The 17544-nt window shown below is 47.3% G+C and carries 10 protein-coding genes; 4 read left to right on the top strand and 6 right to left on the bottom strand.

The window, feature by feature from the left end:
* Positions 1–10: 10 nt before the first annotated feature.
* Positions 11–1369: a TolC family protein gene (locus GC130_RS04190; protein WP_151997000.1), complete on the top strand. Its 1359-nt coding sequence runs from the start codon at positions 11–13 to the stop codon at positions 1367–1369.
* 77 nt (positions 1370–1446) lie between these two features.
* Here GC130_RS04190 and GC130_RS04185 read toward each other — a convergent pair whose 3' ends face one another.
* Positions 1447–2808: a D-alanyl-D-alanine carboxypeptidase/D-alanyl-D-alanine-endopeptidase gene (locus GC130_RS04185; RefSeq protein ID WP_151996999.1), complete on the bottom strand. Its 1362-nt coding sequence runs from the start codon at positions 2806–2808 to the stop codon at positions 1447–1449.
* Between the two features lie 230 nt (positions 2809–3038).
* Between GC130_RS04185 and GC130_RS04180 the strand changes: the two genes are divergently transcribed.
* The 3 genes from GC130_RS04180 to GC130_RS04170 are packed head-to-tail and all read left to right on the top strand — an operon-like array spanning position 3039 to position 8193.
* Positions 3039–4115, top strand: a complete 1077-nt coding sequence (locus GC130_RS04180; RefSeq protein WP_151996998.1) for a DUF1611 domain-containing protein — start codon at positions 3039–3041, stop codon at positions 4113–4115.
* The gene (locus GC130_RS04175) at positions 4096–5163 is read left to right on the top strand and encodes a mandelate racemase/muconate lactonizing enzyme family protein (RefSeq protein ID WP_151996997.1); all 1068 of its coding nucleotides are present in this window, start codon (positions 4096–4098) and stop codon (positions 5161–5163) included. Before GC130_RS04180 ends, GC130_RS04175 begins: the two co-directional genes overlap by 20 nt.
* Before the next feature lie 60 nt (positions 5164–5223).
* Positions 5224–8193, top strand: coding sequence for a glycoside hydrolase family 3 N-terminal domain-containing protein (locus GC130_RS04170; protein ID WP_226940376.1), 2970 nt, complete (start codon positions 5224–5226; stop codon positions 8191–8193).
* A 446-nt stretch (positions 8194–8639) separates the two neighbouring features.
* On the opposite strand, the gene GC130_RS04165 is transcribed toward GC130_RS04170, so the two are convergent.
* The 5 genes from GC130_RS04165 to GC130_RS04145 form a co-directional block, all read right to left on the bottom strand.
* Complete coding sequence (locus GC130_RS04165; RefSeq protein ID WP_201568305.1) at positions 8640–9926, bottom strand: Ldh family oxidoreductase; 1287 nt, start codon at positions 9924–9926, stop codon at positions 8640–8642.
* A 154-nt stretch (positions 9927–10080) separates the two neighbouring features.
* The gene (locus GC130_RS04160; protein ID WP_151996996.1) at positions 10081–10887 is read right to left on the bottom strand and encodes a CPBP family intramembrane glutamic endopeptidase; all 807 of its coding nucleotides are present in this window, start codon (positions 10885–10887) and stop codon (positions 10081–10083) included.
* Positions 10888–10922: 35 nt separating this feature from the next.
* Complete coding sequence (locus GC130_RS04155) at positions 10923–15866, bottom strand: M6 family metalloprotease domain-containing protein (protein ID WP_151996995.1); 4944 nt, start codon at positions 15864–15866, stop codon at positions 10923–10925.
* Between the two features lie 10 nt (positions 15867–15876).
* Positions 15877–16290: a hypothetical protein gene (locus GC130_RS04150; protein ID WP_151996994.1), complete on the bottom strand. Its 414-nt coding sequence runs from the start codon at positions 16288–16290 to the stop codon at positions 15877–15879.
* A 342-nt stretch (positions 16291–16632) separates the two neighbouring features.
* A complete protein-coding gene (locus GC130_RS04145; protein ID WP_151996993.1) occupies positions 16633–17544 on the bottom strand; it encodes a PorP/SprF family type IX secretion system membrane protein in 912 nt (303 codons plus the stop codon).

Here is a 17544-nt window from a genome sequence, read left to right as displayed (position 1 = left end):
AACAATTGTAATGAAGAAAATACTCTTAACGTTCGGGATGGCCTTGGTCATCCTGAACTCTTATGCCCAGACCGAAGAAACAAAAATAACCGAGCTATCGCTTTCGGAGGCGATTGCCACCGGCCTGGACAATAACTTCTCAATAAAGATTGAAAAGCAAAATATTGATATTGCCACCCGTAACAACTCATGGGGGCAAGCTGGTTTGTATCCGTCTCTAACTTTCAATCTTTCACAGGGATTTAGCAGAACTGAAATCAATAACCCAACCTCCTTTGTGCAGGGAGCCATTCAATCGAGAAACCTACAGCCTTCATTATCACTTAACTGGACACTTTTCAACGGCTTCAATGTTCAAATCACTAAGGAAAGGCTGGAATTTTTACAGCAGCAAAGTGTGGGGAATGCGACCATTGTGATTGAAAACAGCATACAGGGAATTGTAGAGGCCTATTATACAGTCCGTCTTCAGGAAGAACAATTGAGTATTTTCGAGCGTAGCCTTCAGCTATCTAAGGACAAATATAACTATAGCAAACTCAAGGGAGAACTGGGAAGCGCCGTTACATTTGATATTCTTCAGGACAAAAGCGCTTATCTAACCGACTCATCCAATTATATCACCCAACTCTATAATGTGCAGAACGCCTTAAGAAACCTGAATCTGCTGCTGGGTATTGATGTGGAAACCAGTTACGATTTGACCGATTCACTGACGGTGCAAATCCAGCCATTTACGCTGGATGAGCTGTATGCAAGAATGGTGGCGAACAACAGCAACCTAAAGAATCAGTACATCAATCAAGAGATTTTCAAAAGAGACATTGGCATTGCCAGGTCGGCGATGTATCCTAGTATATCAATGACTTTGGGCGGGTCTGACAATAACCAAGTACAGAACCTAACCAAGGCCACTTTTCTAAACGGGAATGTCGGTGAGGCTGGAATCAAATCAGGCAACACAAACTACAACGCCAACTTTACTCTCAGCTTTACGATATTCAATGGGGGCAGAATACGCAGACAGATAGAGAATGCCAGGGTCAATGAGCAGATCGCTGCTATACGGGTTGATGAATTGAAGCAAAGCCTCAAGAACAACCTAATCAATACGCTGGAGTTTTATCGCCTGCGGGCTCGGCTGTATCAGATTGCCATTGAAAACAGACAAACTGCTGAGTTTAATTTGACACTGGGTGAGGATCGTTATCGTAATGGGACGATCAGCTCTTTCGACTTCCGTGACTTACAATTGAACTATTTGCGGTCAGCGCTGAGTGAACTTCAGACCAAGTATAACCTGGTAGAATCGGAAGTAGAGCTAATGCGCCTTACCGGTGGTATTTTGGAAGAATACGAGACTGAATAACCACGAAGATTTTGATTTGAGATTTCTGATTTGAAATTAATGGTTCGCATAATTTCAAATCAGAAATCTCAAATTCCTCAATACTTGTCCCTTATAAACTCCAGCACTTCCTGCATTTGCTCTCTTATAGGGTTGGTGAACCCGGGGTAGTTGTTGTGCATAAAGCTAAAGATCAGCACCTTTCCTGAGTTGGTTTTAATAAACCCACTGAGTGAGTGCACGCCGCTTAAGGTGCCTGTTTTAGCGAAAACGTAAGGCTCCGCATCACCGGCATACCAGCGGCGTATGGTGCCAGCCTGGCCACCAATAGCCAGCGTCCTGAATAACTCCTTTTGTTCAACTAGCGTAGAAGTTTCATCCAGCAAGGCCACCAGGCTTCGTGGCGTGAACATATTGTATCTCGATAGCCCAGAGCCATCATACCAGATAGGTGCATCCGGCAAATTGCTGAGGTATTTGTTCTTTACAAACCACAAGGCATTGTTGCCGCTAAGTGTATCCCCAAACCCGGAAGAGCACATCACCAGAATCTGTTCCGCAATAAAGTTGTCGCTTGGCCAAAGCATGGCCTGATACACTTTTTGCGAGGGATAGCCTTTGAGGGTTTTCCATGCTAAACTATCCGGCTTGTAACCAAAGACGACAGGCTTCTTTAAGGTGTCCTGGAGCAGCTCCCTTCCCAGCGAAAATGAGTACTTGAAAGGCACGTCTCTCTCTACTGTATCCAGTTTTTCTGGTGTGAAAAACAGGTAAGAGTTGTAGCTAAGGTCTCTTTCTACCAATGTTCTTTGCTTTTCGAAAGGTCTCGCTTCCACAAACTGTTGGAAGAAGGGAGGGTTTACCTTCGGCGTCGTGTCTCCCGGAAGCATGCTAAACCTCACGAAGTTGCCGTAAATAGGAAGGCCTGCTCTTTCTGGCTGATAGTAATACAGGTAGTCGTCCCACGACCATCCGGGTCCAAAAACAGGATCTTTGTAGTTCTCGGGCTGCCAAATCAGTGCTTTGGTGGTGTCTGATAGCAAGTCAAACGCCGGTTGATACTCGAAGTCGGGATGCAGAAAAGTAGGATCGCCGGTGCCGGTAAAGAAAAGCGTATCGTTGGCTTCGGCATACTTCAAGGCTGGGATGGAATCGCCGAGCAACCTGAGGCCGGAGTAGTAGGTGAATAGTTTGGTGTTGGAGGCAGGAGTGAAATACTTATCGCTGTGCTGCTCAGCCAGGTAGGTTTTCGTTTCGGGGTCGTAGAGAGCGAAGCCGGTAAAATGATCGGCGAAATCTGGCGACTTCTTAACCATTTGTTTCAGCACCATTTTTTTGCTGATCACAAGTTGTGGCGAGCAGGAAAACTGGCTTATCACAAGCATCGCAATTAATGTAAACCACAGGTAGTCAAGGGGCTTCGACTTGTATATAGGCGACTCTGTACTTTTTCTTTTCATATGGTTTTTATAGCAGCTATCCTTACCATGACCCGAATAAATAATGCTTCAGTGAAAAATTCTAATTTATGAACGAAGAGTGTGGAATTTTAGTAAAATTGGTGCTTGCTAAGTTTGGCAATATATCGAATCTTCGCTAGCTGATTTTTCGAAGTCATTACCTGCTTACAAAACACAATTGACACCTATTATATTGAACAATCAAAAACCTATCTTCTATTTATAGTAAAATGCAATTAAAATCAATCGTATTGTCCAATGGCAGCTTCGATACGAAGTCGGCCAAAACTGCCCATGGGCTTATTAGGGGATCTGTAAGATATGATATCCTCGCTGTCATCGATCCGGTGTTTTTCGGCCAGGATGCGGGTACCGTGCTGGACGGCAGGGAAAGAGGAATTCCTATTTATAAGACCGTTAAAGACTTTTTACTCGCAGGCGGAAAGGCAGAAAATTGCGTTGTGGGCGTGGCTCCAAAAGGAGGTCAGCTGCCCAAATCAATGGAAGAAGATGTGGTGACAGCAATGGAAAATGGCATGGACGTCGTAAGTGGCTTGCATTCATTTCTCAACGACAACGAAAGGCTGGCTACGCTTGCAAAGGAAAAAGGCGTAACAATACACGATATCAGGCAGCCAAGGGAACGGAAATACCTGAAGTTCTGGACGGGTGACATATACAAAGTAAAGTCAACCAAAATTGCAGTAATGGGTACCGACTGCGGCCTTGGGAAAAGAACCACTTCCAAATTTATTGTGGAAGCCATCCGTAAGGAGGGTATGGTTTCAGAAATGATTTACACAGGGCAAACGGGGTGGATGCAAGGCTGGAAGTACGGCTTTATCCTGGACTCGACTTACAACGACTATGTGTCTGGTGAGCTGGAAAATGCGCTCGTAACCTGTGACAGAGACCTGAATCCAGACCTGATGGTGATTGAGGGCCAGGCTGCGTTGCGCAACATAAGCGGGCCCTGCGGTGCGGAATTCCTGTTGTCAGGCGATGTGGATGGCGTAATTTTGCAACATGCCCCCGCCAGAATTCACTACGATGGCTTCGAATACCTCGATGCGAAAATCCCCCCGATCACGGAGGATATTGCATTGATCAAAATGTATGGCAAGGAAGTTATTGGAGTGACCCTCAACACTAGAGGACTTACCATTGATCAGGCCCTGCGCCACAAAGAGGAATATGAGCAGAAGCTCGGCATTCCGGTGGCGTTGCCAGTGGAACGAGGGGTAGACGATATTTTAGGACCAATCAGAGAGTTGATCAAACGAAAGAATGCGAATAAAGGAAATTAGTATCCGAAAGGAAAACCTGGAACTGGCCAAGCCCTATTCCATCTCCTACAAAACTGTTGACTCAGTAGAAAACGTTATTGTGGAATTGATAGCAGACAACGGTATGGTGGGGTTGGGTGTGGCCAATCCCAGCAAATATGTTGTGAACGAGGATGTTGCAGAATGCTACAAAACACTTGTGTCGGCTGACCTGACTTTCCTGAAAACGGCAGATATCTCATGTTTTTACGAATTGCTAAATGGCATTCATACCCATTTCGCTGCCAGCGCTGGCGCCAGGGTGGCCCTGGATGTAGCATTTCACGATCTTTTTGCCCAGTCGCTGGGTGTACCATTGGTTCACTTTCTGGGTGTTCACCACAAATCGATGGCTACTTCGGTTACCATTGGGATTATGAGTATTGAGGAGACTCACAAAGAAGCAGATGACTTTATCAAAAACGGTTTCAAAATTTTGAAAGTCAAGCTGGGGAAGACTATCGAGGAGGACATAGAGCGGACAATTGCCCTGCGCAAACACATTGGCAACAAAGCTATGATCCGGATAGATGCCAACCAGGGGTGGAATTTTGACGAAACCATTGAGTTTGTCAGCGCCACAAAGGATCTTGACATTGAGCTGATAGAGCAACCCCTGAAGCAATCGGCCATTGCTGAGTACCGCAAGTTTCCTGATTATGTAAAGAACCTGGTAGCTGCCGATGAATCACTGGTGGGACCGGCTGATGCTTTTAGCCTGGCCAACAATCCCAAGGCTGCGGGTATCTACAATATCAAGCTGATGAAATGTGGCGGCATTCAGCCCGCCAGGGAAATTGCCACCATAGCGAAGTACGCAGGCATTGACCTGATGTGGGGTTGCAACGACGAAAGCATAATCAGCATTGCTGCCGGGCTGCATGTGGCTTTTTCGTGTCCTCATACCAAATATATCGACCTCGACGGAAGCCTCGATCTCGCCAAGGATGTGGTGTCAGGCGGCTTCACTATCAAAGACGGTATGATGAGTTTGACCGACAAGCCCGGACTGGGGGTTAAGAAGATTTAGCCATAGGTTTTTTGTCACCGGCTGACTTCTCTAAATTTATATTTTCAGTAAACCTGATTGATGATGTTTAAAATCTACCTGCGAGCTACCTTTTTCTTATGTCTTATCCTTTTCCGTTTTACTCCGGTCGCTGCCCAGGCACCCATGCCCCGGCCCTTCGAGCAACTCAACGAAGTAGCGCAAGCTAAAGCCTGGGTAGATTCGACCTATGCCACACTTACGCTGGATGAAAAAATAGGGCAGCTGCTTATGATTGCTGCGTATTCCAACCGGGACGAAGCCCATACGCAGGAGTTGATCCGGCTGATTAAAGAGCGGCATGTCGGAGGTTTAGTGGTTTTTCAGGGGGGACCTGTCAGGCAGATCAACCTGATCAACAAACTACAGAAAGAAGCCAAACTTCCTTTGTCCATCGCTATGGATGCGGAGTGGGGTATAGGCATGCGGCTCGACAGCACGATGTCGTTTCCTTACCAGATGACCCTGGGTGCTATCGAAGACGTTACCTTGATCGAGCAAATGGGGCAGGCGATTGCACGACAGCTGAAACGAGTGGGAACATATGTCAATTTTGCACCGGTCGTGGATGTGAACAACAATCCTAACAATCCGGTGATCAATTACCGTTCTTTTGGCGAGAACAGGGAAGAGGTGGCCCAAAGAGGATTGGCCTATGTGAGGGGCCTCGAAAGCCAGGGGGTGTTGGCCTCGGCAAAGCATTTTCCCGGCCATGGCGACACAGGTACGGATTCTCACTACGACCTGCCTGTTGTTAAGCACGATATGCAAAGGCTTGACAGTGTGGAACTTTACCCTTTTAAAAAGCTAATTGAGGCCAATGTGTCGGGTATTATGGTGGCGCACATGTCAATTCCGACGTTGGACGACACGCCCAATTTGCCGACTACACTATCGAAGCCAGTGGTAACGGACTTGCTGAAAAACAAGTTGGGTTACAAGGGAATCATTTACACAGATGCCCTCAATATGAAGGGTGTGACGAAGTATCATGCCTCTGGCGAGCTTGAGAAAAAGGCTTTTCTGGCAGGCAACGATGCGCTGGAGTTTGCAGAGGACGTGGATGTTGCCTTTGAGTACCTGAAAGCGGCAGTGACGAAGAAAGAGATCACAGAGCAACGTTTGGCAGAGAGTGTGAAAAAGATTTTAATGGGCAAATATGTGACAGGAATGACCCGCTGGAATCCGTTGAGCAATGAGTACGTTTTCGAAGACCTGCATCAGCCCAACGACGAATTGCTGAACCGAAGGCTGTTTGAGGAGTCTGTTACCCTTTTGGAAAACAAGAACGATCTGTTGCCTCTGAAGCGACTCGATACATTGAAGCTGGCAAGCCTTAGCGTAGGAGTGGAGGCACTTTCTCCTTTCCAGCAACGACTGAATGACTATACCGAAATGCCTCATCTGATATTGCCCAATGAGGCCACCCCGGCACAAATAGAGGCAGTGAGAGATAGCCTGAGCAGCTACAACATGGTGCTCATTGGCTTGCACTCAGGGCTCAGAGCTAATAACAGGGAAGGGATGTCAGCCAACGTGCAGGCGTTCGTGAAAGAGCTTGTCGAAGGCAAAGCAACCGTGGTAGCGGCCATGAGGAATCCTTATACGCTTTCCAAACTCGACTGGATTGCAGAAGCTGATGCGGTGTTTACGACCTATCAGGAGCACGCAATAGCCGGAGACATGGCTGCGCAGCTTATTTTCGGAGGCATTGGAGCCAAAGGGCACTTGCCAGTAACGGTGAACGACCGCTGGCCTGCCGGTTACGGATTGACAACGGAGGGAGGCGTTCGATTCAAGTTTACCTTGCCCGAAGAGCTGGGCATTAATAGCCAAACCCTTGAAACCCGCATTGACAGCGCCATGACACTGGCTATTGAGAAAAAAGCCTTTCCGGGAGGACAAGTGATGCTGGCCAAAGAGGGGAAAGTATTCTTCCATAAGACTTACGGTTTTCACACCTACGACAGTTTGCTGGATGTGAAGAAAACCGATATCTACGACCTGGCTTCTCTTACGAAGATTACAGCCGCTTTGGCTGCGATCATGAAGCTTCATGACGAGAATAAGTTTGACCTAAATGCCAGACTTAAAGACTACTATCCGTACTTCGGCTGGTCAAACAAGGCCAAACTGGAGTTCATTGATATCCTTAGCCACCAGGCAAGGCTTAAGTCATGGATTCCTTTCTATCAGTCGGCTTACAAGAAGGACAGCAGCTACAAGCGCCATACATTGTCGCTAACGCCTTCTGCTGACTACCCGATCAAGCTGACCGACAATCTATACGAGTACAAAGACTACAAGCACACACTGCTGAAGAAGATCAAAAAGTCGAAACTCAATCCTGAGCCTGGTTATGTGTATTCCGATATGAGTTTTTATCTATATCCGGATATCGTAAAAACGCTGACTGGCACTGACTTTCAGGAATACCTGAATGCGAATTTTTATGACAGAATAGGAGGGACAACACTGGGCTACAATGCGGGAAGAAAGTATTCCCTTGACCGGATCATTCCTACTGAGAACGATAACTACTTCCGCATGACGCAGCTGCATGGGGTGGTGCACGACGAAGGCGCCGCCATGCTTGACGGTGTGTCGGGCCACGCCGGACTTTTCGCTCGTTCCTACGACCTGGCAGCCATGTGGCAGATGTACCTGAATGAGGGTACGTACGGCGGGGAGCGCTATATTTCGCCTCAGACGCTGGAGAAGTTTTCTGTTTGCCAGTTTTGCGAGGAGGGCAACCGCCGGGCCATAGGCTTCGACAAGCCGTTGATTGAATACAATAAGAGAAGCAGCAGCGTCGCCCGCCAGGCATCTCCGTCCAGCTTTGGACATTCGGGCTACACAGGCACATTCGTGTGGCTTGATCCTGAGTATGATTTTATGTATGTGTTCCTGTCCAACCGTGTGTACCCAACCAGAAACAGCACGGCCATCTACGACCTGGCTGTGCGACCAACGATCCATACGATAGTGTATGAGGAGATGGGGGTGAGGTAGGGAGACTAATACTTCGGGTGGACGCCAGACTGAAGATCGCCACAAGGGAGACCCTTGCGGCAGGTAGGGAACTTTTGTAGTCTTTGGTCGTTTTTCGGACTAGTTCAAGCGTCTCGCTATTCACGCCATTGGTGATCTGTTAGAGCATTAGCGGATTTTACTGAAAGCCTGGCAGGCGGACGCCAGACTGAAGATGGCCACAAGGGAGACCCTTGCGGCAGGCGAGTCATACCCAATCTGCCAGGATCATAGTAACGGATTAAGCGGAAAATCTGGGGGATTAACTTTTAACTGCAATATCCCGAGTGGCTATAAAAAAGCAAAAGGTCCAAGCGAGACGCATTGAACCAGTTTTGCTTTTTATTTAGCCACACACCAATCATTCAATCCCCAGGAATACAGATTGATCCATAGTACCAGCTAAAGTCTCGTTTCCTCTTCCTACATTAATTTTCAGTGCCGTCCACGTTTTCGGGCAATGCAGCGCCGAACTTAACGCTCAGCTCATTCATTTGCTCCCACAAACCTGGCTCTATGGGTATGCCATGCTTGCGACGAAGCTTTTCTTTTGCATAATGATCATCTCCTGGAGCCAGTACTGGTTGCTCGGGGTCTCTTGGCGTCTGCTCACGGGCTGCCCTGGCCATTTCTGCCACTGATGTTGGAAAGGTGATGCCACCGAAAAAGCGCTGGGGATCAATGGCTATCACCAAAGAACCGAGGTGTCTTCTTTCTGTAAGGTCTCGGTACATGTTCGATATATTGGGGCCCCATGCCATGCCATTCAGGGGCCCGCAAAGTAAATCAATCATAAATGAAAGCGCATAGCCTTTGTGCATGCCAACCGGCGCCAGGGAGGCCACTGAATGAGGGTCTTCGGTTGGTGCTCCTTCTTTGTCAAAAGCCACTCCTTCAGGAATTTTGCCGTTTTCCCTTCTGGCATTCAATACGGCATTGTAGGGAATGATGGTGGTGGCCATGTCGAGACACAGCGGCGGACCGTCTGCATTGGGCACGCTGATGCAGATGGGGTTAGTTCCCAGAAACTTTTGATATCCCCTATGAGGTGCGGCAAGAGAATCGGTATGTGTGAAAACGATACCAATCAACCCCTCATTGGCGATCATTCTTCCGTAAATCCCAATGGCTCCGCAGTGTGAAGATTCCCTGATGCCGGCAATGCCAACACCATTTTCTTTGGCCAGTCTTATTGCCTCTTTGGTGGCCCTACCTGTAACCACAATCCCCAGTCCATGGTCTCCGTCAATATTGGCAATGCATGTGCCAGCGTTTTCTATCTTAATGTTAGGCGCAGGTTTGATAGAGGCAGCTTGCAAACGGGCCAAATAATGCGGAAGCCGAGCAATCCCATGAGAATCGATGCCCCATAAGCTGGTCTGAACAAGACTTTCGGATAAAAAATGGGCGTCGTTCTCTTGTACGCCTAGCTTTTCAAGACAGGTCTGCCCCCAAGCCAGCAGGCTGTCATGTCTGATGTATTTGATGTCTTTCACCTGATCTTTCATTGTTTGAGTTTCGGATGATTGATGATTTCTAGTGTAGCCTCTCTTGGTGCCCAGACAAAGATAAATAAGAATGGCAAAGAATAATTCAGTGCCATGTCCAGGCGAAAATAGCTCAAGGCCCGGGGGAAATTGAATCACAAAGTCCAGATCACTTGCGGCATGGAAACGGTCTTTTGCAGCGAAGCCAAGAAGGTACGAAGTCTTCATGCGGTGATGAAGACAAATGGCCTCTGTTTCTGCAAAATAGCTCTATATGAATTGGTGTATAAGCGAAGATGAATGAAAACTGTGGTATTGAGGGAATAACTGGCGGATGCCAGAATACGGGTTGTAACCAGGGAAATCCTCACAGCTCGGGGGTTCAAGCTTCTTTCTCACTCCACCGCTCTATCAAACGGTGGCCCACGAACAGTGCTGCCACTGCCAGAGCAAATATGCCGACGTACAGCAAATTATTGCCAATCAAATTAGGCAATGTCATGTCCTCCATGTCACTGCCAATGAAGACCATCAGACAGAAGGCTAGTAGATTGTTGAAAAAGTGTATGATGAGGCCGGGGATCAAAGAGTTTGTCCTAACATAGGCCCAACCGATCAAGACGCCTGTCGCTGTTGCGCCAATTGCCTGCCAGGGGTTGAAGTGGGCAATTCCAAAAATAAGTGCCGACCAGATGACGGCCTTTTGGGGGCTGTAGTTTTTAAGAAGTCCTTCAAGTATAACGCCTCTGAAAAGAAGCTCTTCGAGAATAGGCGCAGCGACAACTAATGTGAGAAAGCTAGTCAGATCCGGCTTCATAAGCTCTTCGAAAAGCCGTTTGAAGTATTCCGGCATGGGAATAAGTTCTATAATCGGATCGACAATGATGATCGTGGCAATCGTCATTGTCAGCAGTACTGCAATTATTTCCATGCCCACCATTTGCCGTTTAGGAGTTGGATCCCAAAGCCCTTGTTTCCGAATCTTTTTCCAGGCCAATTCGATAACAAGAGCAAACGAAATCACATACATAGCCAGTTGGGCTACCTGCTCATAAACATCGTTGTTCAAATGCATTCCTTTGATAATGATCATTGGAATAGCTCCGGCCAGGGAAAAAAGCAGGAGGAGACCTATCAACCCAAATGATTGCTTGAGGGTGGGGTAGTAGGTTTGATTGGGCTCCTCCATTTATTTAAAAATAATGGTTCTTAAACATCTCAATATCAGTCCTTTATTATCCTAAACGACGTTTGCCTGTGATCCGAATCCTCCAGCTTGATTAGGTACATGCCGGGCTGCAAATCTCTCAGATCTAGGCTTTTTGATGTTGACCTGTGAATTTCTTTTCCGGTCAACTCGAAAACCACGGCCTGTACAAAATCATCCATTTCAACGGTTAGGTAGTCTTTAACCGGATTGGGGTAGACTGTAGCCAATTCGCCCTCCCAGTTTACGGAAAGGAATTGATTGAATTCAAAATTGGCCACAAGTGATCTGTTTTCAGTCACTGTGAAGCTAAGTGCTGGGTCAGTTGTCACTTCCGTACCTCCTTCTGTCCAGTTGATGAATTCGTAGCTTGCCCCCGGCACGGCTGTTAAAGTAGCCGTGGTGCCAAAATCATAAGCACCTGCACCTTCTGTAGAGCCTCCCTCTGAAGGGCTTGCCGAGGCTGTGATATCGAAAGACTTGAGCTCAAAATTGGCCACAAGGTTTCTGGCTTGTTCGATGTCAAATGTGTAGGTAAGGGCTGTCGATACGTCCGAACCGCTTTCAGTCCAGTTGATAAAGTTGTACCCGGCTTCTGGCATTGCGACCACTGAAACAGAACTTCCATAGGCGTAGTTGCCAGCTCCTGTCGTGGAACCACCCTCAACTGGGTTGGAAATCGTTGTGATTGCAAATGATTGTAATTCAAAATTTGCCACAAGGGTTCTATTTCCCAATACAGTAAAGCCATAAGTAACATTACTCGACCGTGCTTGTCCATTTTCTGTCCAATTGACAAAACTATATCCGGCAGAAGGAGTGGCCGTTACCTCAGCGGCTTCCAGATAACTATAGGTTCCTGCTCCCTTTATCTCACCGGCACCTGCAATATTAGGGGTGGCCTGAATTTCGTAGGCTTGTGGCAGAAAATGGGCAACCAGGTCTCTGTCCTTTTTGGCGAGAAAGCTCATCGAGGTAAGCTCAGACACCACCTCGCCGTCTTCCGTCCAGTTGATAAAATCATACCCGATGCCTGGAATTGCGAGCAGAGAAACTGTTTCTCCATAATCATAAGTGCCGCCCCCGGTCACACTTACGTCTTCGGCAATGTCGCCAATGGCCATTATGACGAAAGACTGTATCTGGAAATTGGCGACCAGGGTTCTGTCAACTGAAGCAGTGAAGCTTAATGTCGCTTCGGTCGATATTTCTGTTCCGCCTTCTGTCCAGTTGACGAAGTTGTAACCTTCAGAGGCTGTGGCTGTCAGGTTAACCGCTGCTCCAGGGCTAAAATCTCCCTGTCCCGTTACAGCGCCTCCCGCTGCGGGGCTAGCAGTTGCAGCGATACTGATCACTTCTTCAAAGTTGGCGACAAGCGACCTGTCTCCGGTGGCGGTAAAGCTATAAACAGCGTTATCCGAGACTTCTGTTGCTCCTTCAGTCCAATTGAGGAAAGCATATCCGTCCGCTGCTGTCGCACTCACTTCTACGCTCTCATCTTTTTCATACACACCCGCTCCTATTACGTCTCCACCTTCTTCAGGATTAGCTGCAAGCGAAATAGTGTATTCGATGAGCTCCTCGACAGTCAGTGACGTCGTAACCACGGTTTCCGCCTCATCATCATCATTGCTGCTGATAGTAATGTCTGATGAGTAAGTGTCGGGAGTTAGCGCTGTTGCATCAAAGGTGACAGTAATCATAGCTGATTCGCCGGCATCAACGGTTCCGGAAATGGGGTCAACACTCGTCCAATCCTCTTCAGGTGCGATGGAAAAAGTAAGCTCGCCATCACCCGTGTTCTGGATAGTAAATTCTTTAGACCCCGAACTTCCTTCTGTTAGCGTTTGCGTCAGTGCGGTAGGAGTGACTTCAATTTCCGCACTGCCTTCACCTTCGGGTATATTGATATAAAATGTGTGATTGCTTGGCGTGCTATTTTCATCATCTAGCAAGAGGTAGTATGTAGTGCCCTGCGTCCATGATAGGGAGCCAAATGTGTCCGGAGTATCGACATCGCCAATACAAGTCCAGCTGCCAGAACTGCAAGCCGTGCTCCAGGCATAGTCGACATAACTTACCCCTGACGCAAGAGTTATTGAGTAGTCGCCAGTATACGGCGCTAAAAAGCTATACACTTGCTCGTCACCGGGTGTTGGATAGCCACAAAAGTTGTTACTCCATTGTCCACTGCCTCCACCTTCGAAGGTTATCGAATTCCCTACTCCCGTGCCGGTAATTTCAATCACCTCATCGCACGGGCCGATAACAGGATCGCTTATGAAGAATTCATGGGTGCCTAAAACGTCGCTTTCGCTATCAAGCAATAGGTAATAAGTGACGCCTTCAGTCAAAGACCGTTCCCCGTATGTGCCAGGGTCTTCAATATCATCTATACAGTCCCAGCCGGCAATACTGCAACTTACACCCCAGGCATAGTCAACCCAACCATTGGCTGACGTGATGACGACGCTGTAGGAACCAGAAGCACTTGGCGTAAAACTGTAAACTTGTTCAATGCCAGGGGTAGAGAACCCACAAAAACTGGTACTCCATTGCCCTGTCCCAGCTCCAGAATAGCTTTGAGCGTTTGATTCTCCTGTGCCAGATATTGCAATCACGTTTTCACAAACAGTACCGCCACCGACGGGGCCTTCGATGTGAAATTCATGTGCAATTGATGTGATATCTTCAGCGTCGACTAAAATATAGTATGTTTCACTTTCAGTCCACTCTATCAAGCCATAGGTTCCAGCGCTATTGATATCTCCGATACAATTCCACCCCTCTGCGTCACAACTGGTACTCCATCCGTAGTCGGCCCAGTCTGTCGCAGATGTTACCACCAGGCTATAGAAGCCCGTTTCGGATGGTGTGAAGCTGTAAATATGTTCCGTTCCGGGTGTAGAGTATTCGCAAAATTCGGTATTCCACAAACCGGATCCTTCTCCTGTATATGTCTGACTATTCTCCGACCCCATTCCGGCAATCGCCGTAATATTGTCACACGGAGTGATTGGTTCGTTTATATAAAATTCATGGGTGCTTCCAGTGCCGTCGTCTTCGTCATCAAGGAGTAGGTAGTATGTTTCACCTTCGGTAAAAGCTAGGCTGCCGTATGTTCCGGTTGAGTTGATCTCTCCGATGCAGCTCCAACCTGCAAAGCCGCAAGTTGCACTCCAGGCATAGGCTACCGTACCACTGGTTGACGTTACTTCTAAGCTGTATAGACCGGTGGAAGGAGCTGTGAAGCTGTAGATTTGCTCAATGCCTGGAGCTGTACTCTCGCATACGCCAAGATCCCAATCTCCTTCGCCACCACCTGTAAAAGCTTTTGCATTCCCGCTGCCAGTGTCAGCTATTTCGATAGCATCTTCGCATGGATTTGGGATATCGCCTTGCAAAAGGGTGAAGGATATGCCGAGGCCATCCTCCACTATGCTCGAAATCTGGATATTACTGTTGCTCCCAATATACAGCTTTGAATTAGGGTTAGAAGAATCGTCGAACAGCGTATTGCTGCTTGTGCCAGGATAGAGGTCGCCAGCATCTCCCCGGTTGGTTCCATTGTCCAATCCATTTAGTCCATCTGCCTCTTCCAGGTCTACTAGTTTGTGGGTTTCGTCACCGTTGGTGGTTTTATTGTCATCGATGTGCCAAATAGCAAGTCCTTCTCCGGGTATGTAAGTGTCCTGGCCAGTTTTTTGACGGTTTTCAAGCAAGAAGTATTCTTTGGGGTCGTTGGTGGCGATCTTGTAAACTGTAGTGCTGCTGACTGAGGGATCAAGCGAATAGTCGCCACTCTCGATTATGGTGGGAGTGACCCACTCCAATTTTGCCCGTGACCAGGCGCACATAAAACCCGGTGTTCTTTCATTGTTAAGCCAACCTGCACCTGCCATCAGTCCCCAGTTACCAATGCCTTCCGAATCTCCATTGGAGTCGTCAATATCATACAAATCGGGAAGGCCCAGCCCATGACCAAACTCATGACAAAAAACGCCTATACCCACCATGTTGGTGGTTTGGCGAATTTCGGGGTTGATCATGTAGTCATTCAGGACAACACCATCGTATTCTCTATAATAATTGGCTTCTGGAATATAAGTATAGCCTAAATTCCACCTGTGGCTCCAGATATATTCCGTTTGACTACCTTCCTCAGCACCGGGGCCAGCGTGCACTATGATAACGCCGTCTACAAATCCGTCACTGTCATTGTCATAAACTGAGAAATCTACACCGGCAACCTCAGCTGCGTCTATGGCTTCTCCAACCAGTTCTCTAGCCAAATTGTCGTCGTTGTTTTCTTCACCATAGTAGTCATGGCTATTCTCAGCTTCATACCATCCAAAGACGTCTGCATCTACATCCAGCTCATTACCCGAAACCTTTAAAAAATAGTCTCTGAAACTGCCAGTAGTATTGTAATTGACTTCGTTCATCATGTCATCGAAGTCTGTAACGGTGTAGGTGTTGGCCAGGTCAGGGTATTTGATGAGGATCACCAGCACCTTTCTTGTTCCTGCGGTAGGGAAGGCGTACTCGATGCCTGGCGAGTTACTTTGATTGACATTCATGGGAGAGTTGCTTGAAGCAGATCTGCTTATTGCGTCTCGTAAGTGTTTGGGCTGACTGTTCAGAAATGACTTGGAAGAAGCGTCCCGGCCTGATGGGTTTGAAGCTTTTGTGCCAGATGGTGCCAGTCTTCCTTCTTTTATCTCTGCATATTCATAAATGCCCCTTGCGTTTTTGACTACTGTATAACCATCCTCCGTTTCCGTGTGGTGGTTGGCCATATTGCCTTTGCCGACTACCCGCAGCTTAGAGTTGTCGGGTTGCGTGATTTCCACGGCGTAGGGGGACGCCGGACAGTTTGAAGGATCCAAACCTGACTGCGCACGGAGCTGTGAGACAAAAAATGTTGCGAGTAAAAAAATCAGTTTAAAGCTGGTTCTCATAATGATAATATTAGTGCAACTGGTTTCTTAAATGTGTGTCAATCCTTTTTAAAAACTGGACTTCTTCTGGCTTTCTTTGATCAGGATCGTTGGCTTTCACGCCACTTAGTTCAAGTTTACCGTCCGATCCGGGTACAGCGTATTCATATATTTTTGATTCGTTTCTCAGGATGGTATAGCCGTCAATGGTTTCGGTATAAGGGTTTTGCCTGTTGCCTTTACCCAATATTTGGATAGACGTATTGTCACTCTGTTGAATTGTTAATGCATAAGGGCTTGTGGTGCTACTTCCACCGCCATCTTTTTCTGTGGTTTCAGAAGCACCAGTGTTTTGCAACTTACATCCGGCGATTGTCATACCATAGATTAGGGTCAGTAAAAGGAAGACCTTTGAAAAAATCGTACCCGATAGTCTGTTGTTCATCGTTAATAAATCCTGATTACTAGTGTTACCAGAAAAGATACCCCAGTAGATATTTAAAATTACACGAAGTCCAAGGTATACTATGGGTCAGCAGACTTGAGCTTTTGTTAAAAAAATCTCCGAAATGGAGTAGGCGTATACACAAGGATGAATATACGCAATTCCACTAATTGGCATTATATTTTTTTGTAAAAATACAACAAAAGCTCGGAGCGAAGATTTGACCCAGCTCTTGCATGTTTAGAGACTCTGTTCAGTTTGAGAAAGAAGATGTAGCTTTTTGAGTGATTTACAGGTAGTTAGTTCTTTTTCTATGCAGATCAGAACTCCCGTTTTGGAAGGCTAATAATACCTCACCTTCGGCACCTGCTTAGCAAACAGACTGAGGTCATAGCCCAGGGTAATTTCATGAGTGCTGAAGCTAGTGGGTGCCAAGCTGTTGGTGGCCAGTTCTCCTGAATAGCCCAGCCTGATGCCTCCTTCAGCCATAAAGAAAACATTCAAGCCTACTGTGTTGAAGCTTCTGGTGTAGAGACCAGCCCACACTGCATCCAGCATCAGTACGCTGGCTCCAAGATCAAAGGAGAGGGGAGTGTCGGCACTATAGCGCACGAGCGTCCATGCTTTTAGCTTTACCGCTTGTACTTTGTCGATGACCAGTCCACTGGAAACATACAGCTGGCGACTGTATCGTTGGCTGTTGCCACCGTCCAGGTTGTCTGTTACCTTCAGCAGCCTCGGCGCTGACAATCCCAGGTAAAAGTTTTTAGAGGAGAGGAAAATGCCAGTACCGAAATTGGGTTTCGAATAAGACTGCCCACTAAAGATGAAGTCCTCATCAGAGGGATCATCGGCATTCAACTTGCCAAAGTTGTAGTTAAGCGCATTCACTCCTCCCTGGAGTCCGAACGACACGCTGTAGGTGCTGTCGAGCTTTATTTTGTAAGCCAGACCCAGGTTGATATCAGTTTTTTCAATGACTCCAATATTGTCGTGTTGTACAGAAACACCAAGCCCTACCTGATTATCGACTAGGGAGGTGGTACCTGAAAACAGCATGGTTCTCGGGGCTCCTTTCAAGTTGCCCCATTGGCTGCGATAATGCACATCGAAGCTGGTGATATCGTTTACACCCGCATAAGAAGGGTTGAAGAAAAGCTGATTGAGCTGATACGTGCCCATGAGGGCATCCTGCTGAGCATGGCAATATTCAGTAATCAGGTACAAGACCGATAGCAATACTAGCCTTTTCAT

The sequence above is a fragment of the Imperialibacter sp. EC-SDR9 genome, from assembly GCF_902498805.1.
In the GTDB taxonomy this organism is placed as follows: domain Bacteria; phylum Bacteroidota; class Bacteroidia; order Cytophagales; family Cyclobacteriaceae; genus Imperialibacter.
The sequence above is the reverse complement of the archived record's forward strand: the minus strand, read 5'-3'. Positions and strand labels throughout refer to the sequence as shown.